The following is a 25,282-nucleotide window of genomic DNA, read 5'->3' on the forward strand; positions in this document are numbered from 1 at the left end:
CGCTCTGGCTCCCTCTACATGTCCTTGGGTAGTTTGCAGATCTGCAAGTTTGACTTTCGCAAATCCACGATTGTAGTAAGTCTCCGCCTCATCAGGATTTAGCTCAATAGCTTTGTCAAAGTTAGTTATGGCTTCATTATAGTGATTGACATAGAACTTACTGATCCCCTGATTCGCGTAGACGAAGGCACGAATACGTCTGCGTTTACACCACTTTGACAACGGTTCGGGGGGACCCGACTGGGTGAGTAAGGCTTTCAAAGTATTTGATGGGATCGCATAACTGAAAGGTGCTCCGCCAAGCGCGGCGATACCTATCACTTGCCCTTTATTGTTGATGACTGGAGAACCACTGTTGCCACCTGAAATGCGAGTGTCCATCTGAAACCACTTGTCACTCTTCCGAACGCGGTCTATCGTCCCTTCTGTGACCGTATATTTTCCATTCGGGTATCCCATGACAGAAACAGCATCTCCGCTCTGAACGGTGTCGCTATCACCCAGCGGAAGAGGGGTGCCTTTACCTGATATCTCAAGGATGACAAGGTCATTTTTCACATCATACGCCGTGACGCCGCGAATAGCCCACGTCGTGCCCTTGACTCGGACGTGTGCAAGGACGGGGTCGACACCAGCGACCACGTGGATGTTTGTCGCTATTTTGTTAGGGGCAACGAAGAAACTTGTAGAACCAACCCGCCTCCTTAAATTGTCTTGCGTAGCTATCACAAGTAATATAGAATCTTTTACCTGTCCAGATGATAAGTCTGCACGCGACGCGACCGGTTTTTCAAAAGCGATTTGCTGTGGCACCTGTGTGCAGGCGCAGATCATTAAGAAAACCGGTAAGACGAATAAAAATTTTCGGTTTGCTTTCATAAATGGACACCTCAAATAATCCTTTCTCGGAAACATCGCGAGTTTCCGTATTCCCATAAGGGTTCAGAGAAGCACTAAGCGCGTTATTCCTTTGGTTGAGTTGCAAGGTATTTAGGATCTGGCTTTATCTCCAGTGGATAGCGGATTTCCCACACCTTGATTTTGATAGGTTTTGCTGCGTTACCCTGATAAATTGGCACAAAGGCAGAGCTGTGTGCGCCGCGTATAAAGAGTTTCACAGCGAGGCTGCTCCATCCCCGCTTGGGTATATAATAGCCAATGTAAGGCTTTCCTTCAAGGTCAAAATAGAGAATGACACCGCTCTCTTCAAGGTCAATGACAGCAGGGGTATTGGGATTCCAGACGACTTCTTTAGATATGGAGTCCCTCATTTTGAACTCGATAGTCACGAGGTGCTTTTCAGTAGAGGTGGCAGCAATGTTAACTGCTGCCACCGGAGATCCTCCTCTCGGCAACAGACGCGTGTGTATTTCGGATGTATTTTTTCTATCTCGGTGTAATGTGATGAAGGCAAACCGGCGATCTCCCGAAGCATCACTGCCGATGAAGGACAAACTTCCAGCATTGGAGATTAATCGCTTCTGTGTCAACATCATGTGTGTTGCTCCATGGGTTTTGAGAAAAGTAAGTGCCTCTTGCTCGGACTGTCCACAGAAAACGTGCCGGTAATAGAGATGTATCCAATGAGGAATGTAGTGATCTTGGTCTATAATGGTTTTGACACCACTCAGAACGTTGAATTGACTGCCGTAACTCCAGTGTGCAGCCATCACAGTGTTTTCTGAAAGTGTGGCGTTTGCCCACTGAAACATTTCCGTTTCCTCGCCAAGGCCCGGAATAGCTTTTCGGATATTCGATGAGGCTTTCAGGGCGCGCGCAGCGTGATCACCGAGCGGCGAAAAAAAGAGTAGGAGAGAAAACGAGATGAGTGTGATACCAATGATTATCCAGCTATGTGTGACAGACGTGGGGAGCCTTGTTCTGAAAATTTGTATAAGATGCCGGGGACAGAACCACAGCAAAGAGGCAGTACCGAAAGCGATAGGGATGCCGATAAAGAATCCAAACCGTTTCCCACCGCGTGCCAGACTGAACCACAAAAGTGCCCATACAATAGCAAAGAGTGTTACGAATTCCATTCGTGACTTTTCTTTTGGAGTGCTTACGATGCCAACCCCGATGGGAGCGGATGCAAGCGAGGCGAAAAAGAGGGTATTACATACCTCTGTACCGAGAAACTGACTGATGGGCCCCCGAAGAAAAGTGGTTGCAAAAAAGAATACGAGGGCCGTACCCAAAGGAATGGCTTTCCATTTCCAGATCCGGAGGCTTTCGATGATTAATCCAAGGCTCCCTATGAGAAAAAAGTTCCCATAGTGTTCTCTCCAATAATAATAGCTTGGAGCCGCGAGTTCTCCGATGCTTTGCATCAGTCGGTTTCCGTCATGTCTATAGGCGATGTGGACGAAGTTGTCAAAGTTTAGGGCAATATAGTATACACCGAATGCAATGCTGCTGAGTGTTAGGCACCAAGCAATATGGCGCGCATGGGGCCGGAGCCGTTCAAAGAAATCGAGAAGCAGGTATCTGTTGCTGCGGATAAAGAAAACAACCATCGGTGGTAATAGCAACAGCGCGGTAACATGTGTCGCGAATCCATAGCCACTCCGATAGGCGGGACTGGCAAGATAGAGCCCAGGGACGAACATTAACATCCATAGGGCGTACTCGTTTAGATGTTGCTCGGTTTCTGTGGTACAAAATCTCCATAGTTCCAGGGCAAGTATTATAACAACAAAAAAACCGAAAGCCTCCCAACTCAGGCCTCCCAGAAAAACAACACCTCCACTGGTAAGTGTCCATAAAAGTCGTTTGTGAGGATCTCGCGTTTGTAAAGACATGAGGTAGGTGGTTGTCGCAAGGATGGCAAGCATGAAGCACCAACTGTCTCGGTCACCAAAACCGGCAGCACTGCGTCCGATAGTACCGATGAAGGTTGCCAAGAGTATCCCAGCAATGGCAGAGAAAAGCATACCATAGGTGTGATAAAGGAAAATGCAGAGCGCACCGAGTCCAATAACAAAACAAACCGGAGGGGCATAAACACAGACCTGATAAAGCGAGACTTCAGGAAAGCAGAAGACAATTGCTTTGTGGGCGTAAGCGAGTGCATAAGAATAGAGGTTTAAGGTCTGTCCTAAATCTCTACCGAGGGGCAGCCAGCGGTGCATATCGCGCGCAGGCAGATGTCCCTGCTCAGAAGCAATTTGCGCTTGCCAATAATAGAGGTATGCGTCATATCCAGTAAACTGCCCATCGGGGATCCAACCTGTGCCCTGGATGCGCATCCAGAAAGCGAGGAGCAAGATACAGCCAAGAACGAAGAGGAAAACCTTTAGATGCCAGTATCTAGGAATCCATAGTCTCTTAGACATAGGTAACTGTCCCCTCCCCAAAGAGGTTCTCAAAAGAACCCCTTTCTGATTCTAAATCTTTTGCTTGTCGTAGTGAATTGGACCTGAGAAGAACAACCCCGAAAATTATGCATTTTTTCGTCAATGTGGGAGAGGTACCCTTGCAGAGAGGAGCTGACACTAAAAGGATCGACCCGATACCTATACGCATTAGAATGTGAAGATTGCTAATCTCCAAGGAGTTGAGGAATATCGGGGTGAACCGATTCGGGTGATGCTACCTTTTGAGGTGCTGTGAAGTCCCCTGTGTAGGTTCTGGAGTCCCCCGTTGATGTGGTGCGGTCTTCACCGGGCATAGTAACTTTCAGACCTGTTACGGATTCTATGACGAGTTCACCATCTTCAGGCGAGAGAACTCCAGTATCAATAGCATCTTGAACCCACGGGCGCGTCTCTTGAAGAAGTGTCAGCGTATCTACTTCCACTGCAACTTGCCCTGCTAAATCACGCATTTCGGAAGCTCTTTCAGGTGGAAGTTCAAACAAGTCTATGGTCAGTTCAACAAAATTGTTTGCGAAAACAGCTGGTAGATAACTCAAATAATTATCTACATCCTCTTCGTTATTCGTTCGACTTAACTCTATGTTTTGGAGAATATGTACTGTTTTAAGTCCTCTTATATACTCTGGAATTCTTGGATCAGGTCCAAGTTGATCAACGAGTACGTCTCCCAATAAATCAAATTTTTCGTCTGCATTCGCGACATAAGGGGAAGAAAGTTCATTCCAGAGTTGTTGAACCTCTTCCGCTGTCAATCCTGCGTACAACTTTGTTGTCTCTGCTGTTCCAGTTTCTGGGTCCGATTCAAATTGCTCCGCACTTTTCATTTGACTCATTTCCATTGTCGCCATATTTTCCATTGTTGCCATGGCACAGGTGGAAACTTGATTTTCTTCATTCTTGGGTGTAGTGGGTTCTGTTCCAGTCCCGTTTTGAAGTGTTTCCTCGCCGCTGAGAGTTGCTTCTGTTGCATCAGGATTAAATGCTATAGGAGAGATTGAGGTGTCCATCGTGGCTTGGAGTTTTGGCAAAGTAGTTTCAAATTTCCTCACATTATGCTGCATGTAGAAGTGGAAACCGATGGATAATAGCACCACTATGATACTGGTTATTGCTACGGTACGGGGGGATATCCCCTGATGCAATTTCATTGGATAAACTCCTTATATTGTATTGTGTGATGCTCCGTTCTGCTGCCGCTGAAAGCGGGCAGAACGGAACAATACGATTAACTAAAATTATTGGCATCCACAGCTGCCACACCCAGCATTTTCCGTTGTGGCTTTTGGTGCTGTCTGTTTATTCTTTTCAGTGTTCACCGTCTGCAAGGATTTTTCAACGACAACTTCCCCTTGTTTGGTGGAAACGGCCTCGGTGTTTGAAGCGATTACTGTCTCAACTTGCTGTGCCGTTGGAGACACGTTTAGAGACTTCACTTCAAAATTTCGGATTTCCTGCTGCGTGTAAAAATGGAAACTGGTGAATAGCAGCACCGCAATGATACCGGTGATTGCTACAGTACGGGTGGAAACCCATTCACGGAAGTTCATTTCATATCCTCTGAATGTTAGGGACAAGTGTTATTGGGTACAACTGTTGTCAATGTCGTGTCCATTACAGTTTGTATCGGTATAACCACAATTGTGGTTGCACAGGTCAGCTTCTCGGGTTAATACTGCTAATCGCAAGGGCATGTAGGAACAATCCAACCACAGCCACATGCACAGTTAGGAACCTCTGAGGAACTTGAGGAACTTGAGGAACTTGAGGAACTCGAAGAACTGGAGTTGTCACTGTTATCGTTTCGGACGGGGGGTGATGGTCGTTTTTTAAGCTCGCCCCAAAGATAGGTTGTCGTCTGACCAGAGGCTTCGTGTACCGAGAAGATAAGGGCTGCATAGAAGCTAAATGCAAACATTGCAATCACGAGGATTGTGATAGACGTTGCAACTTTCCTATTTTTCAGAAATTGTAGAAACATTTCATTTCTCCTTGAAAAAACTGTTGCCCTCACCGGGCAAGGGGATTATAATATTCAAAGTTTCTCACAACTGTAACATTAAACATCCAAAATCTGAGGACAATCCTTTTTTCCGGATGTCTCTTATACTTCAATGGCGTTCAAAACCACTTGTTGAAGTTTCTTTGAAATCCCTAAATGATAAATTTTGGCTGAACTTGCAACAATTGCGAAATTCCGTAATCAATTTCGGACACAGACTGAGCACAAATCAATCTACATCGCTATTCTCGTAAAAGTTATCTCCTGTTATTCGCCATTGCAGAAACGAGCTCTGTGAGATTCTGCTTTGCGGAAACCTTCTTCCACGCCGCTATCACACATTGCACCGTCCGCTCAAAAGCAGAATGAGAGATACCTATTGCTTTCGCAATCTCCAACAAAGGATAAATATTATTTACCCTTCTTCTCATGAACCTCAGAGAACTCCATGTCTAAGCCTTCAGCATCGGCTTTTTTCCAAGCCTCTGCCCAGACTTTGAGTTTCTGCTTCGCCCGAGATAGCCTATTTTTCACCGCGGAAACAGTTTCTCCGCGTATCTCAGCGATTTCTTCGTAACTGTGTCCGTCCGATTGCAGCCGAATCATCCGCTGGTCTCTTTCAGGAAGTTGCGCAATTGCTTTATCAAGGGTATCGAAGCGTTCTGCGATGAAGGCAGTTTCTTCTGCAGTCTGATAGAGGGCTGTTGAGGCTACGATGTCGCCTTCTGCCTCATACACATCAACGCTGGATCCTCTGCGACTGGCGGACTTCTGCTTTCGGTGCCACCCCGCAATCAGTTGGGCGGCGATGCGGTACATCCAGTTCAGGACTTTATCAGGCTCGTTGAGCGTATGGATGTGTTGCCATACCTTCATGAATGTATCTTGCACCAATTCCTCTGCATCTTGCCGGTCCTCTATTTTCTTGGCGATGTAGTTGTAGATATTAGGACGGTAACGCCGGTGGAGTTCGGTAAATGCGTTTTCGTCGCCATCGCGTATCTTACGGACGAGCTCTATATCTCGTGCTTTTTCATCGTCAATCATCCAGCATAGAAGCCTCGGGTCAAAAACATTAAATTTCGGACTTATGCACTCCACTGGTAGGTGCGGTTTCCTAACCGCATCTATTGCGTCATGATAGACCTAATTCTCTGATTTTGCGTAAGTCCTGATATTATTGGAATCCTCAAAAAGTTCACATGAAGGATTTGTGCTTTCATAAGACATGAATGCAAGTTTGCAAAAAAAGTCTCATAAAAGGTGCTTTTTTTCAGAAGTTAGCTATTTGGGAGTTGTTTGTTGGTGTCAGTTAGGGGGTTGTACAGCCTAACAGGCTATGCTACAACGGACCGCGAACCGCGATGAACGAAGAATGCATAACCTAACAGGGTATGGTACACGAATTTGGATATTGACAAATAAGCGATGATAGGTGTAGTATTCCAATATGTGTTGCCCAGAAAGGGCTTTCATCCTGTCAATCCGCGAATCCTGAAAATCCTGATTCAGACAACAATGAAGTGATGTAGGTCGGGTAGAGCGGTAATAACCTCGTCCGCATTTGTGAAAGACACTGCCTGCCGGGCTCCAATGAACTGTCCAGATACAAAGCCGCAGCGAAACCCGACATGCCACCCGTGTCAGGCTCCGCGTGCGTTGGGTTTCACTCAACTTTTGGTAATTTCAGCGGTTCTCGGGGCTTGGATACCTTGTGCGCTATAGGACTTTGCGTGGGGAGCCGTTCTACCCAACCTACAAGACTGACAGCCATCTAATCTTGATTCTGACAATGATAGATACAAAGGAGGCGTGTAATGCCCAACTTTACCGCAGCAGCACTGACCACGATATGCTTAAACGTGTTTGAGAAATTAAACATATCGAAAGCCGAAGCGGAGTTGGTAACCCGTTCCATGGTCGGTGCCAATCGCGTCGGGCACGATTCACACGGTGTCATCCATCTCCCGAAGTATGTCGGTGAATTGGAGGCAGGGTTAATCCAACCCGATGCGCCGACAGAGACACTACACGAATCTGCCTCAATCGCGGTGTTAGATGGCAATTGGGGGTTCGGTCCTGTCATCGCGACGCGTGCGGTTGAATTGGCGGTTCGGAAAGCGAAACAGACAGACATAAGCTCTGTCACTGTTTCACGGTGTAATGAGGTCGGTAGGTTAGGCGGATATGCATGTCTCGCTGCAGATGCGGAGATGATTGGGTTGCTCATGGCGAACGACCACGGCGGTGGCACGTGTGTCGCACCACACGGCGGTGTTGAAGGACGACTCTCTACCAATCCGATGGCGTGTGCGGTGCCGATTGAGGGGCAATATCCGATTGTGTTGGATATGTCTACGAGTGTTGTTGCATCCGGGAAGATTCGGGTTAAGCAGCATCGAGACGAGGCGTTGCCTCACGGATGGTTGATTGATGGAGAGGGTGAATCGACGACGAACCCGGACGATTTTTATGGTGTACCCCCTGCTACGTTATTGCCGTTTGGCGGTACAGTTTCGGCACACAAAGGATACGGGTTGAGTGTTATTGTGGATATTCTTGCAGGTGCGCTTACGGGTGCAGGGTGTAGTCGGAGTGAGGATGCCCGCGTCGGAAACGGGTTGTTCGTACTTGTGATTAACGTTGCGAGTTTTAGAGATTTTCCGGGGTTCAGCGCGGAAATAGAGCGATTTATTGCGTATCTCAAATCGGCGAAGCGTGTCGCTGGCATTGACGCAATTCGGATGCCAGGAGAACGCGGTTGGGAAGAACAACGCAGACGGGAACGGGAAGGCATACCAATAGATGAGGAAACGTGGACACAAATTCAGGCGTTATTGGATTAGCAGTCAGGTCGCTGCGCTTTCAGCATTCAGTTATCAGGAACTTCTTGAAGTAGGTTTTCTGACACGCCTCGTGACTGACTGCTGACTGCTGAGAGGTTGACGAAATGAAATGAAGTCAACCGACCTGATCGCTGACTGCTATGTTGTCAACGATTCGCCTGTCTCTGGGTGAAACAGGTGCGCTTTGTCCATGTTGAAGTTGACTGTCAAGGGCGCGTTGTGTTGTGGCAAATCAGCGAGATCCGATTGTGCGACGAAATTGTTATTTTCTGTCCGCAAGTACAGCAGCGCATGATTTCCGAGCGGTTCGACCAGTTCTACCTGCGTTCCAACACTGTTGTTTCCGTTTTCACCAACATGAATATCTTCCGGACGGATGCCGAGTGTCACTGCTTCTCCCGAAAGTTTGTTGAGGGCTCCTTGGAGGTGGGAATTCAGTTCCACTTTGAAGTTTTCAAATCGGAGTGCTGACGTGCCACCGTTATTTGCAATCTGTGTCTCTATAAAGTTCATCGGTGGTGTGCCGATAAAGCCACCGACGAATTGATTTGCGGGTTTGTGATAGAGCGTTCCCGGATCGGCAATCTGCTGGATTTTTCCCTCATTGAGTACGATGATCTGGTCTCCCATCGTCATTGCTTCAACTTGGTCGTGTGTGACGTAGACGATGGTGGCATCAAGCCGGTCGTGTAGGCGACTGATTTCCATCCGCATCTGTACACGCAACTTCGCATCGAGGTTGCTCAACGGCTCGTCGAACAGGAATACTTTTGGATGTCGAACGATTGCCCTACCGACTGCAACGCGTTGGCGTTCACCACCGGAGAGGTGCTTCGGTTTCCGGTTCAAGAGGTGCGAGATACTCAGAATCTCCGCGGCTTCTTTGACACGCTGGTCGATCTCTGCTTTGGGATATTTGCGGAGTTTCAGCCCGAACGCCATATTCTTGTACACCGTCATGTGTGGGTAAAGGGCATAGTTTTGGAAGACCATGGCGATGTCCCTATCTTTAGGGGGTATGTCGTTAATACGTTCATCGTCGATATAGATGTCGCCTTCCGTTATTTGTTCCAGCCCCGCGATCATCCGCAAAAGCGTCGATTTGCCGCATCCCGACGGACCGACAAGCACAGTAAACGACTCGTCCGGAATCTCAAAGTTTGCTTGTTCAACTGCGAGGACATCACCATCGTAAATTTTGGTAACGTCCTTCAAAGTGACATACGCCATCATCTCTCCTTAGACTGATGTTCTCTTACTGGGAACCTGTCTCTTCTTTTTTTCCTGTTGATTTTGCCAGGTTTTCCTTCACCAATTCAGCAACTGCCTTCTTAAGCGCAGCACCGCGGAGGTTTGCTTTCCGGATAACACCTTCACCATCAATCAGAAAGGTTGACGGAATCGCCTGCACTCTATATATGCTGCTAACCTTGTTGGTAGTATCCCAGTAGTGAACCCATTCGAGTTCCTCTTTTTCAATATAAGCCTTAAGAGGTTCCATTGATCTATCAAGGCTGATACCGATAATCTGAAACTTCTGATCCTTATACGTTTCGTAGGTTTTCTTGACGTTGGGCATCTCTGCGATACACGGACCACACCACGTCGCCCAAAAATCGAGTAACACGACCTGTCCGCGATACCGTTCCAACGAGAGGGCTTCACCTTTTAAATCCGTCACCTCAAAATCGAGTGCAGGATGTCCGATCCAGTCTCGGGGGTTCATCCTTGCCCTTGACGGTTTCGGGAGTTCACCCTTTCGAGTCGTTTTGTCCTGTTCAAGCAGCTGCTTCGCAAATTTTGCCTGAGATCGCGAACCGTACTTCGGGTGATTCACTAATTTCTCATAAGCGGCATCCGCTGTGTCGTGTTTACCGAGTTTGTCGTAAGCCAGTCCTAATTCCAGTAGACACCTTTCAACGTAGCGGGCAGAGGGATAGTCCTTGATGAGTTCTTCAAAGACTTTGACCCCTTCTTCAACGCGGTCGAGCTGGACCAAGGCATCACCGAGAAGGTAATAGACCTCATCCACCCGTTTGTATTTCGGATGGGACGTAATAAACTCGGTTGATTTCTCGACTAACTTCTCTAAGTCTTCGGATTTGGTCCGCCGCTTGAGATCTTTGACAATTGCCTTAATTTCTTGATACTTGTAACCAGGTTTCTCCGAAGCGGCATCTACGAGGTTCGCGCAAAACACTATTAACGCAAGGCATGTAAGCCCGAAAATAAGGGAGAGAAAAGTATCTTTATTTTTCTCTGCATTTATAGCATTTCGGAAGAACATCGTCAATTTCCTCGGATTTGTTAATTGGCTGTGTTTTCCCGCACGAGGTCAGTTACTGCCGTTTCAAGTGCAGGACCACGAAGATTCACCTTTCGGACAATGCCGGTGCCGTCAATCAAAAATGTCGATGGGATTGCACGCACACCGTACAAATTACTAATCTGACCGCTGCTGTCGAAGTATTGCCGCCACGCGATGCCTTCGCCTTTAATGTATGCCTCAAGCGGTTCTCTTGCGTTATCTAAGCTAATGCCAATAATCTGAAACTTCCGATTCTTATATTTTCGGTAAGTCTCTTTGACATTAGGCATCTCCGCGAGGCAAGGTTGGCACCATGTTGCCCAGAAATCGAGCAGAACAACCTGTCCGCGATACTGTTGGAGTGAAAGTTCTTCACCCATTATGTCCATCACGTAAAAATCTGGTGCCGGTTTATTGATAAATTGGCTCGGTTTCTGGTGCGGACTCGTTTCAGACGAACCCGATAATTCGCCTGTTCGTGTGGTTCTATCTCGTTCAAGGAGTTGCCGAGCGGTTTCGGCATACCTACCGGTGCTGTACTTTGAGTGATACGCCAGTTTTTCGTAAAGCACATCTGCTTTATCGTGCGCGCTGATTTTGTCATAAGCCAATCCCAGGGTTAGCAGGCTCGGTTCAACATAGTTAGCAGAAGGATAATCCTTAATAAGTTCTTCAAGGACTGCGATCCCTTCTTCCGTCCGCTGCAGCTGAACTAAGATGGCACCGAGGTAATAGTAAATCTCATCTACCTGCCTGTATTTTGGGTTTGCTTTGATGAAAGCTCTTGATTTCTCAATCAATACTTCGTAGTCAGCCGGTTCGCCACCCTCTGAAAGTTTTTCAATCATCGCTTTAATCTCGTTATAGGTAGGGGCGGCTGCAGCAGAAGTCGAACGTGTTTCGTTGAGCGTTGAACTCACGCAGGAACTAATCAATGCCAATCCCATGAGTGCGATAACGAGATGATACCAACGCTTTGTATTGATATCCTCACTTTGCGGAAACATTATCTGCCTCCTTTGGGAAAATTAGCGTGTATTAAACAGCGTTCTGATAGGTATATGCCAGTAGCAACTTAATTTCTTCTACCTGTACCTGTTGTAAAAAGCGGGTTACATCTGAGTCCGAGTCGCCTTCGGCAGCTTCGCACCAATCGATGAGCTGGTAGGCATCCCAGTTTTCGTGTGATGCAATCGTTTTCCCGATGTCTGCGAGCGCGTCTGAGGGGTTCGATGCCTCCTTGAAGATTTCGAGGGCACGTTCGCGGAGTGTTGAGAAAATTGGGTGGGTGCCGACTCTACCGAACCAATACTTGGAATTGGGATAGTCTGGCTCGCGGCGGTGCATAATGCCGTGCCAGTAGCTGCCCGTCTGGTCCATGAGTCCCTGCGAGATCGTGTGGGATTCGTCGAGTGCGTCGTTCCAGAGGAGTAGACCGCTTTTGATGGCTTCACCAAACGTAGTATTTTTTAGCGATTGTCCCTCAAAAAGTTGGTCAAGGGATGAAGATTCCAGAGCGTCTGTCAACTCACCACTCCATGCTTTCTTCGGAACAAGCGTCGGGAGTGGGTTGCCTGCTTCTAATTTTTCGATAACTTCGGCGATTGCCGGTGTGTATGTTACAGCCATGAGAAAACTCCTTCGTATTCAAATCAGTCTAATGTGAAATTAATTTACCATCTTTTAGTAAATAAATCAAGCGTTTCAGGTGTTTCGTTTGCGCTTGTCTCTGAAATGTGTTAGGATTATTGGAAAGCAACCTATAGATTTGGAGAGATTTTCAACTAAAAATGGGGACTGCCTTTAAAAAAGCGTTAATCGTTTTCATCGGTTTCATTGTGATTTTGGGAGGCGTTTTAATCGCCGTTATCTTAAACTATTCCCAATACGGATCCCTGCCGGAAACGATACAAATGGTAGACTTTCCGGGGATGCTGATAGCGGTCTTGAGCGCGTGTGTTCTCAGTCTGGTGAGCGTCGTTTTAACTTTCTGGCTGGCGCGAGCGTGGATAAACGAAAGACCAGAACTCGGCGAGCAGATTGTCCGGCTTGCGCTCATCGTCAGCATCAGTCTTATTGTTGTTTTCGGGGGTTTGGCAGGCGGTTTGATTATTTTACGGACTTTATGGACGATCGGCTTTTTTTAATTAACTTGCATTTATGTTACCGATATGGTATAATTAGTTAATTCATTTGGACGTAGGGCTTTATAGTCACGCATTTGGCGTGCTTTGCAGCGTCCGAGTCGATACAAAGTTTTGTAGATAGAGTTATCTCTATACCGTAGAGCGATGGATACGTTTGTCGCTCTTGCAAGCAAGGTGCTGCAGCACCTTTACTTGGGGGTGTGAAAAATACATTACAGAGGCAGACGTACTCAGAGGACGACGGAAAGACAGAGTCGTTCCAATTATCAGATTCGAGCCAAAGAAATTTTACTAATAGACCATGAAAACAAGCAGGTCGGTGTCATGTCGCCACGCGACGCAATGAAACTTGCTGAAGAAGTTGGATTGGATTTGGTAGAGGTATCGGCGAACGCTAAACCTCCCGTTTGTAAAATTATGGACTACGGGAAGTATCAGTATGAGAAGAACAAGCGGGCGCGCGAGGCTCGAAAGAAACAGTCGAAGGTTGTTTTGAAGGGGATGCAGTTCCGTCCAGATACAGCGGAACACGACTACCAGTTCAAGAAACGACATGTTGAGGATTTTCTGAAGAATGGGTGGAAGGTTCGTGCGACCGTACGGTTCCGCGGCCGTGAGATGCTCCATACTGAACTTGGCAGAAATCTGCTTTCACGTCTCAGAGATGACCTCGAAGAGGTTGCAGATGTAGAGCAACCGCCGCGGATGGAAACCCGTATTATGTCGATGACCCTCGCGCCAAAATCTTCGTAATGTAGTATAAAGCAAAGACAAATCTTGCCGCGTGTGGGCAAAGTTTGTCTTTGCACTCGTGTGTAAAGGACAATTGTAGGGGCGACCTTGTGTGGATGCCGAATGCGCATGTAGCATTCTATACGGTCGCTACGCTTTATCAAGGATATTTTTATGCCAAAAATGAAAACGCATAAAGGCGCGGCGAAACGTTTCAAATTCACGGGAAAAGGCAAAATCCGCCGAAATCGTGCTTATGCTGGACACCTGTTCCTTTCAAAGTCAGCGAAGCAGAAGCGTAGGTTACGACAAGCGACTTTAGTCGACCCAAGCAATGAGAAACGCTTGAAACGCCTAATTCATCAATAGCGGATAGCGATTAGCAGTTGGCAGTTAGCAATTGGCAGTTGGTAAAGAGGGCGTACTTTAACGCTTGCGTCTTTGCTATAGACTAACAGCCAGTAGCGAACCGCCATAGGAGTTTTATTTAAAAATGGCACGAGTAAAAACGGGGAATGTACGACGCAAACGACGGAGCCGCATACTCAAACATTCCAAAGGATACCGTGGGGGTAGGAACAACCTCAAACGCACCGCTATGGAGGCGGTCGAGAAGGGGTGGAACCACGCCTACGCACATCGTCGCGCACGCAAACGCGATTTTAGACGGCTTTGGATTACAAGGATTAACGCCGCCGCAAGATTACACGGACTCTCCTACAGTCGATTCATGCACGGTCTTAAAACCGCTGGCATTGAACTCGATCGGAAGGTTCTCGCCGACATCGCTGTGAATGATGAAGCCGGTTTTGGACAACTTGCCGCCCTCGCAAAGGGATAAAATAGCCGTCAAACCAAAAACATTGCGCAGCAATGTGCACTGAAACTCTAAAAGGCAATGAAGGGACTTATGTAAGCGGTTGAGACCTCTCAACCAGAGAGACTGCGTCATCGGTTGGAAGCGCGGTTTTGAGAGCAACTGCCGAATTTCATCCTGGAGCCGTAAAAAAAATAATGAAGCGGGCAGATTTTAAAAATAGCCGTCAGTAATCAGCGGTCAGCAGTCAGCCAAAGCGGTTTGTGGCAGGACATGATACGCAACGGTTACATGCTGATAGCCGACAACTGATAGCCGATAGCCAGTCTGTCAAGCGGGGTGGTACCGCGGAAGTAGATGCCTGTCGCTTTCGTCCCCAGAAGGGAATTAACCTTTATGGAGCGAAGTGGTAGGCGTTTTTTATTGGCTATTCGCGGTTTGCTATTCGCGGTTCGCCAAAAACAGAGGAATTATGAAAGAAGAATTGGAAAAGATAAAAGTGGAAGGACTTCAGGCTTTAAAGGGAGTTGAAACACTTGACGCGCTGGAGTTGCTCAGGATTGAATATTTTGGGCGTAGGGGAAAGTTAACCGATGTCATGAAGGGCATGGGTAAACTTTCGAAGGAGGAGCGTCCGGAGATTGGGAAGCTCGCGAATGAGGTGCGCACCACACTTACGGAGGCGTTTGAGGGTGTAACAGAGAGATTGCATCGTCAGCAGCGGGAACAGCAGCTGCAGGCGGAGGCTATTGACATCACCCTTCCCGGACGGAAACCTGCTTACGGGAAAGCGCATCCTGTGATGCAGGTCTTGGAACGTATTGAAGCGATTTTCGGACAAATGGGGTTTGAAGTGGTAACGGGACCGGATGTGGAGACGGAGTATTACAATTTTGATGCCTTGAATACACCGGCAGATCACCCGGCTCGCGACTTACACGATACCTTTTACTTAACCGACGGGCATCTCTTGAGGACACATACATCCCCTGTGCAGATCCGCACAATGGAGAATCAGAAACCGCCGGTCCGAATTATTGTGCCGGGGAAATGCTATCGCGTGGATTACGATATTTCACATACACCGATGTTCCATCACGTAGAGGTACTGCTCGTCGATAGACACGTCACTTTTAGTGAACTCAAAGGGATTTTGACCTCTTTCGCTCGACAGATGTTCGGGGATCAAACGCAGATGCGGTTCCGTCCGCATTTCTTTCCTTTTACGGAGCCGAGTGCGGAGGTAGACATCTCCTGTACCGTCTGTCAGGGGAAAGGATGTCGGAGTTGTGGGAACACGGGATGGACCGAGATCCTTGGCGCGGGTGCTGTGGATCCAGCGGTGTTTGAGGCGGTAAACTATAACCCGGATGAGGTTACAGGGTTTGCTTTCGGCATCGGAGTGGAACGGATTGCGAATCTCCTATTCCGTATTCCCGATATGCGTACCTTTTATGAGAACGACCTGCGGTTTTTGCGACAGTTTTAGATAGTTGTTGGTTATTGGTTGTTGGTTAAGGGACTGTAGCATGCGAAACCTTACGGACTGCCGACAGCCGATAACTGATGCCATTTGGAAAGAGGACTTAATAGATGAACGTGACCTTAAATTGGCTCAAAGACTATATTGATTTTGAATTTTCCCCGAGTGAACTCGCTGATCGGCTGACGATGTTAGGCATTGAAGTTGAGGCGATTAAAGAACTCGGCACTGGGTTAGAGGGTGTAGTCGTCGGCAAAGTAAGTGCTGTAGGACCGCACCCGAATGCCGATAAGCTTGTTCTCTGTCAGGTAGATGTCGGTGAGCCAGAAGAACTGCAGATTGTCTGCGGTGCGCCAAATGTTCGAGTGGGGATGTTGGCACCCGTTGCTACAATCGGTGCGACGCTACCTATCGGTTTGACAATCAAATCTGCCAAACTGCGAGGCGAGGTCTCACAAGGAATGCTCTGCTCCGAAAAAGAGTTGGGATTCTCTGAAGAGGCTGCCGGTCTGATGGAACTCCCCACCGGTGTATCCGTCGGTTCATCTCTGGTGGCGGCTTTGGGGTTAGACGATGTGATGTTTGAACTTGAGATTACGCCGAACCGTCCAGATTGTCTGAGTCTTATCGGTGTTGCCCGCGAGATCCGTGCGGAGACTGGGAATTCTTTAAAGCTGCCTCGTGTCGATTTGCAAGAGAATGAAACCGATATCCGAAGCCTAACCTCTGTAACAATTGATGCGCCAGATCTCTGTCCGCGTTATGCTGCCCGCGTTATTCGAGGAATCAAGGTCGCGGAATCACCAGCGTGGTTACGACAGCGGCTTGAATCTGTCGGTATTGGTGTTATCAACAACATTGTTGACGTGACGAACTTCGTCTTGATGGAATATGGGCAGCCTCTCCACGCCTTTGATTATCATAAGTTAGCGGAAAATCGCATCGTTGTACGGCGGACAGCGGGGGGTGAACAACTGACGACCCTCGACGAAATTGATCGTGAGCTCACGGCTGATATGCTCGTCATCGCTGATGCTGAAAAACCTGTTGCACTTGCCGGAATTATGGGTGGCTACGATTCCGAGATTACGGAAACGACGTGTGATGTCCTACTGGAAAGTGCCTATTTTAGTCCATCGAGTATTCGGGCAACTGCAAAGGCGTTGGGGATGAGCACGGAAGCCTCTTACAGGTTTGAACGCGGTGCTGATCCGGGAGTGGTCCTCACTGCGCTGGATCGTGCAGCAGAGCTCATCGCTGAATTGGCAGGTGGGGCTGTCTGTAAGGGTATCGTTGATGTCTATCCCGGAGAACAACCTCTAACTGAAATTAAACTTCGTCCGGATCGGGTCAATTTTGTATTGGGAACTGAGATTGAGAAGTCAGAGATGGCGCAGATTTTAATGCGTCTCGGTTTTGATGTCCAAGCGTTTGAGAGTGCCTATCAGATCACTGTGCCGACATTCAGGTCTGACATTACCCGTGAGATTGACCTGATCGAAGAGATTGCGCGGGTCTACGGTTACGATAATATTCCGACGGCGTTGCCGAAGGGTGATATTCCTGTGCCAGCACCGAATCCGAAGGTAGAGGTTCGTAAGCGTATAAAGCGTTTTCTGCTCGCTGCGGGTATGATGGAAGCCGTGAACTACAGTTTTTCTGATCCAAACTGCTTTGAGAAGATCCGTTTGCCGTCAGACAGTCCGTTGCGTGAGACTTTACGGTTGCAAAATCCGTTGAGTCCAGAGATGTCGATCCTCCGCACAACACTGATACCAGGGCTGCTTGAGAACACACAGCATAATCGGAATCACCAAATCAACGCTATCTCGCTCTTTGAGATAGGTGGCGTTTTTGTCCGAGATGGCAATCAGAAAGAGCCAGAACGGGTTGCCGGTGTTCTCGCTGGGCAGATTGGCGATGGGGTCTATGGCAATCTATATCGTGATCCCGATTTCTTTGACATCAAGGGACTCGTAGAGGGTATGCTTGAGGTATGCGGCGTTACCGAATACACGCTGCAGAAAACCGACGTGCCGACCTTCCATCCGGGTCGCAACGCTGTAGTATTATTGGGAGAGACGCAGGTCGGTACCTTCGGGGAGGCGCATCCAGAGGTGCTCGAAAATTACGATCTGCCCTATAAAGCGTATCTCTTTGACTTTGACCTTGAAGCGTTAGTGAGTGCCACTGTATTTTCCAGACGCTTTGAACCGATTTCCATCTACCCGAAGGTAGAGCGAGACCTTGCTATTGTTGTGGATAAAGCGGTGTTGTCAGATATACCGATAGCACTTATCTACACGACTGGCGGGGAATGGGTAGAATCGGTGCGTCTGTTTGATGTTTATGAGGGTGAGCAGGTTCCTGAAGGCAAAAAGAGTCTCGCCTATACCATCGTTTATCATTCTGACGCCGAGACTTTAACAGACAAGGCTGTGAATGCCCTTCACGAGCGGGTTGTTGAACACCTCCATCAAGAGCTCGGCGCGGAATTACGAATGTAGTTTGAACGGTTGGGATTATGCAGCAGGCACATCGAATAAAAAACCTATTTGCGGCGGTGGCGCGCCACTACGATTTCCTCAACTCGTTGTTGAGCCTCAGACGCGACAGAAGTTGGCGTCGCGAGACAGTCAAGGTGAGTAATGTCGAGCCGACGAGCAAGGTGTTGGATGTCTGCACAGGCACGGGTGAACTTGCGCTCGCATACTCAGATAAAATTTCAGCAGACGGTTTCGTTATCGGTTCGGATTTCTGCTTTGAAATGCTGGCTATCGGCGATCAAAAACTTCAACAACCGGTAGGTGCGGTTTCTAACCGCACTACAAACTTTCTCGCAGCGGATACCCTCATCCTCCCTTTTTTGGACAATACCTTTGATGTTGTCTCTGTCGGTTTCGGGATTCGGAACGTTTCGGATTTAGAGATGGGAATCCGTGAGATGACGCGCGTTGCTGCACCGGGCGGTAGGGTCGTTATCTTGGAGTTTACGCAACCTGTGAATCCGCTGTTTCGGGGTCTCTACTATTTCTATTTTACGAAGATTCTACCCTTCATCGGAAATCGTATCTCTGGGAGCGAGGACGATGCATATGGGTATCTCCCGCGTTCTGTTATGAAGTTCCCGGACTGCGATGCTTTAAAAGCCGTTATGGAGCAGTGCGGGTTGACGGATGTCCGGTTTTATCGAAAGACGTTCGGCATCGTTGCCATTCACGTCGGGAAAAAGTCTGAGGAACCATCGTCTGAATCAGGATTTACGGGATTTTAGGATTTTTAGGATTATCTTTCACTAACCTTTCTACATGCGCGACAACCGATTCAGACACTCCTTCTAAACTATAGCCTCCTTCCAACGCAGAGACAACGCGTCCCTCGGTAAACGCAAGGATTAGGTCTGTAAGTGTGGCAAATCCATCCGCTGTTAGCTCAGTATTGGCGAGTGGATCGAGGTAGTGCGCATCAAACCCCGCTGAGATTAATGTAAATTCGGGCGCGAACGCTTGCAACGCAGGAATAAGGACATCCGTGAAGACTGTTATGTATTCGTTATCGCCACTCCCTGGAGGCATCGGTGCATTTAGTATGGTGCCGCGTGCTTTTCCGCTGCCGCGTTCGTAACTCGAACCCGTGCCGGGGTAGAGCGGTGATTGGTGAATAGAAAAAAAGAAGACGGATTCATCTTCATAGAAAATGTCTTGTGTGCCGTTGCCGTGGTGGACATCCCAATCGACAATTGCGACTTTCCCTGCCTTGTGTTCCCGTTGAAGATAGCGGGCAGCGATGGCAATATTGTTGAATAAACAGAATCCCATGCTCTGATTGGGTGTGGCGTGGTGTCCGGGCGGACGCACCATAGCGAAAGCGTTTTGAACGGCTCCGGTTGCAACGGCGTTTGCCGCGTTGAGTACGCCTCCTGTTGAAAGCAATGCGATATCGTACGAAGCCTTCACGACGGATGTGTCGTAAGTGAGCGGAACCTCTGCTTCGCAATGTTGCTTGATGTGTTCAGGATAGGTGGGTTCGTGGGCATAGAGGAGTTGCGCTGTGTTTGCTGGTGTCGGTTCGATTGGGTGTAACTGATCCCAGATGTCGCTTTCTTGGAGTGCGGATAGACTCGCGCGGAGTCGGTCGGGACGTTCGGGGTGGTTTGGACCGGTGTCGTGGTTGAGGTAGTTTGGGTGGTAGACGAAGCCTGTTTTTTGCTGTTCCATAAGTTTTTCCTTTCTATTTTCTATTTCCAGTGGTTTTAGTGTATCATTGATTATGATTTTAAGGTATCATTAATCATGATGAACAGACAAATTGGACAGGTTTTTACGCCTCTAAAGTGGGCAGAACGACTCATTGATAGATGGAAGGTCTTCGATGCATGGCTTGATGGTGCATCCGTCTGTGATCCGACCGCCGGTCAAGGGGTGTTCGCACTCGCAATGCTCCATATTGCCAGACGAAAAGGAGTTCCGATTACCCGTGAACGCCTCTCACGCCTCACACTCATTGAGATAGTCCCCTTGCATCTTGAGAGGTTTCGGGAAGATGTCAAGCGAAAATTTGACGTTGATTTTCCTGCTTCTCAAATCTTTTGTCAAGATGTGATCACGGAGACCCATGATGGAAGATATGACATTCTCGTCGGGAATCCACCGTGGACAAACTTCAACAATTTACCCCCAACTTACAAAGAACACCTAAAGCCGTTTTTTATTCAAGAAGGACTTGTGCCGGATAAACAGCAGATGCTCTTAGGTTCCTCAAGGGTTGACATCGCTGCACTGGTGTTGAAGGTTGTTTTGCGAAGGCTGCTGGAAAAGAACGGAACAGGATATTTCTATCTCCCTACGTCCCTCTTTTTTGGGGATGGTGCACATGGCGGTTTTAGAGATTATCGGGTGCGGGACTTCGGGAACAGTCCTGATGCCTATCGCGATTTTGCTGTGGATACTGTCTATGAATTTTCATCGACCAAGGTATTTGAGGATATTGGTACGTCGTATTGTTGTGCAAGATTTCGAGCGGATACACGGCAGAACTTTCCTATTTCGTATTTCAGAGAATTGGGGGGAAAGTGGGTAGAATATAAAGCACTGCCTCTCAAAGATACGACCGATCCGTGGCGAGTGGTGCGGGATCTTGATGCACTAAATACGGAGACACCATTTGAGGTGAAGCTATCGCCGGAACAAAAACCTCGGCAAGGGGTGAATACGTGCGGTGCGAATCGTGTCTTTATCTTTGATGAGAAACCGACACATCTCCCCGAACAGTTTTTGTACCCACTCGCAACGAAGGAACTTTGGAGACAACAGAGGGTAGCACCCCACAAGTGGATCCTTCTGCCTTACGATCAACAGACGGGGAAACCGCTCATGAGGTGTCAGATTGAGCAGGACCCTGCTTTAAAAAACTACCTTCAGAGCGTCCAAGATGTCCTACAGGCGCGAAAAGGAACGCTGCTTCGGGCTGCACTGAAGCGAGGAAATTGGTGGGCACTGTTGGGTGTTGGTCGGTATGCGTTTGCACCGTTCAAAGTGATTTGGGAGGCGTATGGGACAGATCGGTTTGAACCAATCGTGTTGGGGAGCGTAGACGGGCAGGTGTGGCAGGGCAATCAGGCGATGCATGCCTTTATTCCGTGCTGGACAGAAGAAGACGCGCAGCGGATTAAGACGGCACTTGAGAGTCCGGCGATTCCTGCGTTATTACGGCAGCTCAATGGGGCAGGGAAATGCAATTGGGCGCAACCGGGTAAGATTAAGAAAATTCTGGGGTTTAATGAAGGTGTCTTGGGTTCTCCTAATTTTTCTTGAATCCGTATTTCATTTCTGATAAAATTGCTTGTAAAAGCGAAGTTTGTAATTAGACAAGGCAGAAGTATCACGACCACCTATAGGTGAAAGTATAAAGGACGGAAACATAATGGCACTTCCAAAAATGACACGGATTCAACAGCAGTTTGAGGTACCTGTTCTCGATGATCTTCCTGCGGCGATTCATACGGAATTAGATCGGATTAACACCGCTGCCATTGTCAAACCGAGCGAAACGGTTGCTATTACTGCTGGCAGTCGCGGGGTCGCGAATGTCGCTACGGCGGTCAAGGCGACTGTTGATTATCTCAAGGCACTCGGTGCGCATCCTTTTGTGGTTCCAGCAATGGGGAGCCACGGTGGTGCGACCCCAGAAGGACAACGGAGCGTGTTGGAGCATTACGGCATCACGGAAGCGACTGTTGGTGCTCCGGTGAAGGCGACAATGGACGTGGTCGAACTCGGCAAGACGGCGGACGGTTTGCCGGTTTTCTTTGATCGGTATGCCGCTGAGGCTGATCATGTTATTCCTCTCAATCGTATTAAGGCGCACACCGATTTCAACGGTTCTATTGAGAGCGGTTTGATGAAGATGATGGTTATCGGACTGGGCAAGCAACAGGGCGCGAATCTCTATCATCGGGCGTTCTTTCAATATGGCTTTGAACACATCATCACCACAGTCGGCGGTTTTATCCTTGACAGCGGAAAAATTGCTTTCGGCTTGGGTTTGATTGAGAACGCACACGAAGATACCGCGAAAGCCGTCGCGATGCCCGCTGCGCAGCTCCTACAGACCGAACGGGAACTGCTCGTTGAGTCGAAATCGCTGATGGGTCGGCTCCCCTTCGATGAACTTGACCTACTCATTGTGGATTGGACAGGCAAAAATATCAGCGGCACTGGTATGGACACGAACGTCATCGGTAGGATGATGCAAAACTTTGAACCGGAACCCGTGAAACCCGCGATCCTCCGCATATTCGTCCGGGATCTCACCGAGGAAAGCGACGGCAACGCTACGGGGATCGGACTCGCCGATTTTACAACAACACGCCTCGTGGATAAGATTGACCGACACTCGACTTACATGAACGGTATCACCGCGCTCGGACCCCAGAAGTCGAAAATTCCGTTCTATTACGACACCGACCGTGAAGCGATTGAAGTTGCGCTTGACACCATCGGTCTGACGGAACCCGAAGATGCACGGGTCATTCGGATTGAAAGCACGTTGCAGTTGACGGAACTCGACATCTCTGAAGTGCTACTTGAAGATGCGAATTTACATTCGAGGTTAGAGGTCGTCGGCGAGACGAAGCCGTTTGCGTTTGACACGGCAGGGAACCTCCTGCCGTTTTAAGGGTGCAGTCTTACTAGCGAGGGCGAGAAATGCGAAAACTCAGAATCATCTTAGAGATGATTAAATTTGAACACACCGTCTTTGCACTCCCGTTTGCTGTGATGAGTGCTTTTATCGCTGCAGATGGAGTCCCTTCGCTAGAAAAACTGGGTTGGATTCTTGTGGCGATGGTCGGGGCCCGCAGCTGCGCCATGGCGTTTAATCGCCTCGCCGATGCCGAATTTGACAGTATGAATCCGCGCACAGCGATGCGTGCGATTCCTGCCGGTTTAATCACAAAAAGCGCGGTGTGGATTTTCACAATTATCTCCGCTGGGCTTTTGGTTTTGGCGGCGTGGCGACTGAATCCGCTCGCCTTTGCGTTGTCACCCGTCGCACTTGCTGTGATTATGGGCTATTCCTATACCAAGCGTTTCACCGTCCTCTCTCACTTCTGGTTAGGTCTCTCCCTTTCTATTTCACCTGTCGGGGCATGGATTGCGATTCAGGGTAGTTTTGCGTTGCCACCCATTATTCTCTGCCTTGTGGTGTTGCTCTGGACAGCTGGGTTTGACATCATCTATGCGTGTCAAGATGTGGGTTTTGACAGAAAACACGGTTTGCGCTCCATCCCCGCGAAACTCGGCATCCGATGGGCATTGTGGGTATCGTCCGCCTTGCACGTTGTCGCAGTGTTGCTTCTCCTCAGCATTCCATTCCTTGTTGAGTTGGGAACCTTTTACTATATCGGTGTGGGGATCGTTGTGCTTATTTTTATCTATGAACACGCTATCGTCAAGCCGACCGACCTGTCCCGCGTTAACCTCGCCTTTTTTACACTGAACGGTATGATTAGTCTTGTGCTGATGGTACTTTCAATTGCCGATATCTTATATTTTTAACGATTAAATCTGAGCTGCTGCGTCCGTTGTCCTTGCAGTATTCCAATTATTCGCAGACCTTTCATAACCTAAAGCAGGATTTTTTACCAATTTTATATCGCCGTATAATGAAATGGAACGGTGCCCAGGAGTACATAGTAAAAAAAATGAAACTTTCACTTTCCGTGCGCGTCGCAGAAACCGCATCGAAGAAAGATGCCACGCATACATTTGCACAACTCACTGAACTCGCAGCAGGGCTCGGCTATGCAGCGGTCTGCATGCGAGCCTCGCAAGTCGGTATCCATTCGCCTTTAGCAGAAATTACCGCTGCCCGCAAACAGGCAGCATCCCTCAACCTGAAGGTCTCTATGGTTACCGGTGATTTCCCCGTGCCGCTGAATAACGAACAGGGACCGGATGGACTCCGCAATATAACTCCCTATCTCGATTTAACAGCATTTCTCGGTGCAGACCTCATCCGTATTGCGATGAAGGTTGAAGACGACATCGCCTGGGCACAACGTGCTTCTGACGAAGCTGCTGAACGTGGCATCCGTCTTGCGCATCAATCGCATACGCAGAGTTTGTTTGAAACAGTAGATGGATCTGTCGATGTGTTGAAACGCGTCGGTCGGAAGAACTTCGGGATTATCTATGAACCTGCGAACCTTGATCTGTGTGGGCAGGATTATGGTGTGGAAACGCTCAAGCGGTTTTCGCCGTATCTGATGAATGTCTATCTCCAGAACCACATCCGCCGACCTGATGGAAAAACACGCCTTTTGACGTGGATTCAAGGCGAAGTCCCACACGATCCAATCCGTTTACAGGACAAGGGTGGCATCGACTTTCCGTCAGTTTTTCAAGGGTTGGAAGCGATAGGTTACGACGGCTATGTAACGGTGCATCAGGCGTTCCGTGAGATCATGGAGCCTGAAGACGCAGCGGAACAGAGCTACACCTATTTGAAACCGTTTTGTGGATAGGCACTTTTTCATGTTACAAACTATCAACTTCGGTTCAGATACGCGAACGGACACGATCACCGTCGCGCCCGTTCACCACACATAGCAGTAAAACCACTAATGTTTGGCATGTCGTTCGGCTGCGGTCGTATTACACGTATAATACGAATGCCCGGCATTACACACCGCATCATGCTCACCCGCAGCACCATCGCAACCCGTATAGTGGCTCGCACCACACTTCCCTAAGGGTTCATCATCATCGTCGTCATCCGGGTCGTCATCCGAATCGTCATCATCGGCATCGTCGTTATTGTTGTTGGAACTCGACGACGAACTTGACGAGGAGGAACTCGATTCGGGGAACTTGTGCGTATGCCCCTTACACGTCCAATACCCCGACGTTCTCTCACACGTATCCCCGTTAGCATTCGTCGCCGGACACGACGCGACAAAGGTATGATCGCCAGACGCGGACTTCAAATGACCGCACTTTCGCTTCGCTTCGGGTTCCGGGAACTTGTGCGTATGCCCCTTACACGTCCAATACCCCGACGTTCTCTCACACG

At 48.5% G+C, this 25,282-nt stretch carries 23 protein-coding genes; 12 read left to right on the forward strand and 11 right to left on the reverse strand.

All coding sequences use genetic code 11. The features are described from left to right. The 5 genes from OXN25_21090 to OXN25_21110 all read right to left on the reverse strand — a co-directional run. Nucleotides 1-879, reverse strand: an 879-nt coding sequence (locus OXN25_21090) for a trypsin-like peptidase domain-containing protein (protein ID MDE0427358.1), incomplete at its 3' end; no start/stop codon positions are given. Nucleotides 880-962: 83 nt separating this feature from the next. After that, the gene (locus OXN25_21095) at nt 963-3,335 is read right to left on the reverse strand and encodes a hypothetical protein (protein MDE0427359.1); all 2,373 of its coding nucleotides are present in this window, start codon (nt 3,333-3,335) and stop codon (nt 963-965) included. A 206-nt stretch (nt 3,336-3,541) separates the two neighbouring features. Continuing rightward, on the reverse strand, nt 3,542-4,525 hold the full coding sequence (locus OXN25_21100; GenBank protein ID MDE0427360.1) for a hypothetical protein: 984 nt from the start codon (nt 4,523-4,525) through the stop codon (nt 3,542-3,544). Between the two features lie 87 nt (nt 4,526-4,612). Continuing rightward, nucleotides 4,613-4,924 carry a hypothetical protein gene (locus OXN25_21105; GenBank protein MDE0427361.1) on the reverse strand — a complete coding sequence of 104 codons (312 nt, stop codon included), beginning with the start codon at nt 4,922-4,924 and terminating at the stop codon, nt 4,613-4,615. 863 nt (nt 4,925-5,787) lie between these two features. Beyond that, a complete protein-coding gene (locus OXN25_21110) occupies nt 5,788-6,423 on the reverse strand; it encodes an RNA polymerase sigma factor (protein MDE0427362.1) in 636 nt (211 codons plus the stop codon). Nucleotides 6,424-7,193: 770 nt separating this feature from the next. Between OXN25_21110 and OXN25_21115 the strand changes: the two genes are divergently transcribed. After that, complete coding sequence (locus OXN25_21115; GenBank protein ID MDE0427363.1) at nt 7,194-8,222, forward strand: Ldh family oxidoreductase; 1,029 nt, start codon at nt 7,194-7,196, stop codon at nt 8,220-8,222. 138 nt (nt 8,223-8,360) lie between these two features. Here OXN25_21115 and ugpC read toward each other — a convergent pair whose 3' ends face one another. The 4 genes from ugpC to OXN25_21135 are packed head-to-tail and all read right to left on the reverse strand — an operon-like array spanning nt 8,361 to nt 12,159. After that, the gene (gene ugpC, locus OXN25_21120) at nt 8,361-9,452 is read right to left on the reverse strand and encodes a sn-glycerol-3-phosphate ABC transporter ATP-binding protein UgpC (GenBank protein MDE0427364.1); all 1,092 of its coding nucleotides are present in this window, start codon (nt 9,450-9,452) and stop codon (nt 8,361-8,363) included. A 25-nt stretch (nt 9,453-9,477) separates the two neighbouring features. Continuing rightward, complete coding sequence (locus OXN25_21125) at nt 9,478-10,509, reverse strand: redoxin domain-containing protein (protein MDE0427365.1); 1,032 nt, start codon at nt 10,507-10,509, stop codon at nt 9,478-9,480. 20 nt (nt 10,510-10,529) lie between these two features. Then, a complete protein-coding gene (locus tag OXN25_21130; protein MDE0427366.1) occupies nt 10,530-11,537 on the reverse strand; it encodes a redoxin domain-containing protein in 1,008 nt (335 codons plus the stop codon). Nucleotides 11,538-11,568: 31 nt separating this feature from the next. Next, nucleotides 11,569-12,159, reverse strand: coding sequence for a hypothetical protein (locus OXN25_21135; GenBank protein ID MDE0427367.1), 591 nt, complete (start codon nt 12,157-12,159; stop codon nt 11,569-11,571). 161 nt (nt 12,160-12,320) lie between these two features. Between OXN25_21135 and OXN25_21140 the strand changes: the two genes are divergently transcribed. From OXN25_21140 to ubiE, 7 genes are all read left to right on the forward strand, one after another. Next, complete coding sequence (locus OXN25_21140; protein ID MDE0427368.1) at nt 12,321-12,677, forward strand: hypothetical protein; 357 nt, start codon at nt 12,321-12,323, stop codon at nt 12,675-12,677. A gap of 207 nt (nt 12,678-12,884) precedes the next feature. Next, complete coding sequence (gene infC, locus OXN25_21145; protein MDE0427369.1) at nt 12,885-13,430, forward strand: translation initiation factor IF-3; 546 nt, start codon at nt 12,885-12,887, stop codon at nt 13,428-13,430. Between the two features lie 153 nt (nt 13,431-13,583). Next, the gene (rpmI, locus tag OXN25_21150; GenBank protein ID MDE0427370.1) at nt 13,584-13,778 is read left to right on the forward strand and encodes a 50S ribosomal protein L35; all 195 of its coding nucleotides are present in this window, start codon (nt 13,584-13,586) and stop codon (nt 13,776-13,778) included. Nucleotides 13,779-13,902: 124 nt separating this feature from the next. Continuing rightward, entirely contained in the window at nt 13,903-14,250 is a 348-nt protein-coding gene (gene rplT / locus OXN25_21155; GenBank protein ID MDE0427371.1) for a 50S ribosomal protein L20, read from the forward strand. 448 nt (nt 14,251-14,698) lie between these two features. Then, nucleotides 14,699-15,715 carry a phenylalanine--tRNA ligase subunit alpha gene (pheS, locus tag OXN25_21160; protein ID MDE0427372.1) on the forward strand — a complete coding sequence of 339 codons (1,017 nt, stop codon included), beginning with the start codon at nt 14,699-14,701 and terminating at the stop codon, nt 15,713-15,715. 104 nt (nt 15,716-15,819) lie between these two features. Continuing rightward, entirely contained in the window at nt 15,820-18,216 is a 2,397-nt protein-coding gene (gene pheT / locus OXN25_21165) for a phenylalanine--tRNA ligase subunit beta (protein MDE0427373.1), read from the forward strand. A gap of 17 nt (nt 18,217-18,233) precedes the next feature. Then, nucleotides 18,234-18,983: a bifunctional demethylmenaquinone methyltransferase/2-methoxy-6-polyprenyl-1,4-benzoquinol methylase UbiE gene (gene ubiE / locus OXN25_21170; GenBank protein MDE0427374.1), complete on the forward strand. Its 750-nt coding sequence runs from the start codon at nt 18,234-18,236 to the stop codon at nt 18,981-18,983. Here the strand turns inward: ubiE and OXN25_21175 are convergent. Next, a complete protein-coding gene (locus OXN25_21175; protein ID MDE0427375.1) occupies nt 18,970-19,926 on the reverse strand; it encodes a histone deacetylase in 957 nt (318 codons plus the stop codon). The two genes, ubiE and OXN25_21175, sit on opposite strands and share 14 nt — an antisense overlap. A 75-nt stretch (nt 19,927-20,001) precedes the next feature. Here OXN25_21175 and OXN25_21180 point away from each other — a divergent pair, with 75 nt between their 5' ends. From OXN25_21180 to OXN25_21195, 4 genes are all read left to right on the forward strand, one after another. After that, on the forward strand, nt 20,002-21,522 hold the full coding sequence (locus tag OXN25_21180; GenBank protein MDE0427376.1) for a hypothetical protein: 1,521 nt from the start codon (nt 20,002-20,004) through the stop codon (nt 21,520-21,522). A 109-nt stretch (nt 21,523-21,631) separates the two neighbouring features. Further along, entirely contained in the window at nt 21,632-22,885 is a 1,254-nt protein-coding gene (locus OXN25_21185) for a lactate racemase domain-containing protein (protein MDE0427377.1), read from the forward strand. A 29-nt stretch (nt 22,886-22,914) separates the two neighbouring features. Next, the gene (ubiA, locus tag OXN25_21190) at nt 22,915-23,766 is read left to right on the forward strand and encodes a putative 4-hydroxybenzoate polyprenyltransferase (GenBank protein MDE0427378.1); all 852 of its coding nucleotides are present in this window, start codon (nt 22,915-22,917) and stop codon (nt 23,764-23,766) included. Nucleotides 23,767-23,912: 146 nt separating this feature from the next. Continuing rightward, the gene (locus OXN25_21195) at nt 23,913-24,734 is read left to right on the forward strand and encodes a sugar phosphate isomerase/epimerase (GenBank protein ID MDE0427379.1); all 822 of its coding nucleotides are present in this window, start codon (nt 23,913-23,915) and stop codon (nt 24,732-24,734) included. Between the two features lie 96 nt (nt 24,735-24,830). On the opposite strand, the gene OXN25_21200 is transcribed toward OXN25_21195, so the two are convergent. Next, nucleotides 24,831-25,282 (reverse strand): hypothetical protein (locus OXN25_21200; protein ID MDE0427380.1); only part of this gene is annotated, 452 nt, incomplete at its 5' end.

Source organism: Candidatus Poribacteria bacterium (genome assembly GCA_028820845.1).
Taxonomy (GTDB): domain Bacteria; phylum Poribacteria; class WGA-4E; order WGA-4E; family WGA-3G; genus WGA-3G.

Excerpts from the sequence above, each read along its gene's own strand:
- OXN25_21095 (MDE0427359.1), bottom strand. The coding sequence starts at position 3,335 with ATGTCTAAGAGACTATGGATTCCTAGATACTGGCATCTAAAGGTTTTC.
- OXN25_21100 (MDE0427360.1), bottom strand. The coding sequence starts at position 4,525 with ATGAAATTGCATCAGGGGATATCCCCCCGTACCGTAGCAATAACCAGT.
- OXN25_21105 (MDE0427361.1), bottom strand. The coding sequence starts at position 4,924 with ATGAACTTCCGTGAATGGGTTTCCACCCGTACTGTAGCAATCACCGGT.
- OXN25_21110 (MDE0427362.1), bottom strand. The coding sequence starts at position 6,423 with ATGATTGACGATGAAAAAGCACGAGATATAGAGCTCGTCCGTAAGATA.
- OXN25_21115 (MDE0427363.1), top strand. The coding sequence starts at position 7,194 with ATGCCCAACTTTACCGCAGCAGCACTGACCACGATATGCTTAAACGTG.
- ugpC (MDE0427364.1), bottom strand. The coding sequence starts at position 9,452 with ATGGCGTATGTCACTTTGAAGGACGTTACCAAAATTTACGATGGTGAT.
- OXN25_21125 (MDE0427365.1), bottom strand. The coding sequence starts at position 10,509 with ATGTTCTTCCGAAATGCTATAAATGCAGAGAAAAATAAAGATACTTTT.
- OXN25_21130 (MDE0427366.1), bottom strand. The coding sequence starts at position 11,537 with ATGTTTCCGCAAAGTGAGGATATCAATACAAAGCGTTGGTATCATCTC.
- OXN25_21135 (MDE0427367.1), bottom strand. The coding sequence starts at position 12,159 with ATGGCTGTAACATACACACCGGCAATCGCCGAAGTTATCGAAAAATTA.
- OXN25_21140 (MDE0427368.1), top strand. The coding sequence starts at position 12,321 with ATGGGGACTGCCTTTAAAAAAGCGTTAATCGTTTTCATCGGTTTCATT.
- rpmI (MDE0427370.1), top strand. The coding sequence starts at position 13,584 with ATGCCAAAAATGAAAACGCATAAAGGCGCGGCGAAACGTTTCAAATTC.
- rplT (MDE0427371.1), top strand. The coding sequence starts at position 13,903 with ATGGCACGAGTAAAAACGGGGAATGTACGACGCAAACGACGGAGCCGC.
- pheS (MDE0427372.1), top strand. The coding sequence starts at position 14,699 with ATGAAAGAAGAATTGGAAAAGATAAAAGTGGAAGGACTTCAGGCTTTA.
- pheT (MDE0427373.1), top strand. The coding sequence starts at position 15,820 with ATGAACGTGACCTTAAATTGGCTCAAAGACTATATTGATTTTGAATTT.
- ubiE (MDE0427374.1), top strand. The coding sequence starts at position 18,234 with ATGCAGCAGGCACATCGAATAAAAAACCTATTTGCGGCGGTGGCGCGC.
- OXN25_21175 (MDE0427375.1), bottom strand. The coding sequence starts at position 19,926 with ATGGAACAGCAAAAAACAGGCTTCGTCTACCACCCAAACTACCTCAAC.
- OXN25_21180 (MDE0427376.1), top strand. The coding sequence starts at position 20,002 with ATGATGAACAGACAAATTGGACAGGTTTTTACGCCTCTAAAGTGGGCA.
- OXN25_21185 (MDE0427377.1), top strand. The coding sequence starts at position 21,632 with ATGGCACTTCCAAAAATGACACGGATTCAACAGCAGTTTGAGGTACCT.
- ubiA (MDE0427378.1), top strand. The coding sequence starts at position 22,915 with ATGCGAAAACTCAGAATCATCTTAGAGATGATTAAATTTGAACACACC.
- OXN25_21195 (MDE0427379.1), top strand. The coding sequence starts at position 23,913 with ATGAAACTTTCACTTTCCGTGCGCGTCGCAGAAACCGCATCGAAGAAA.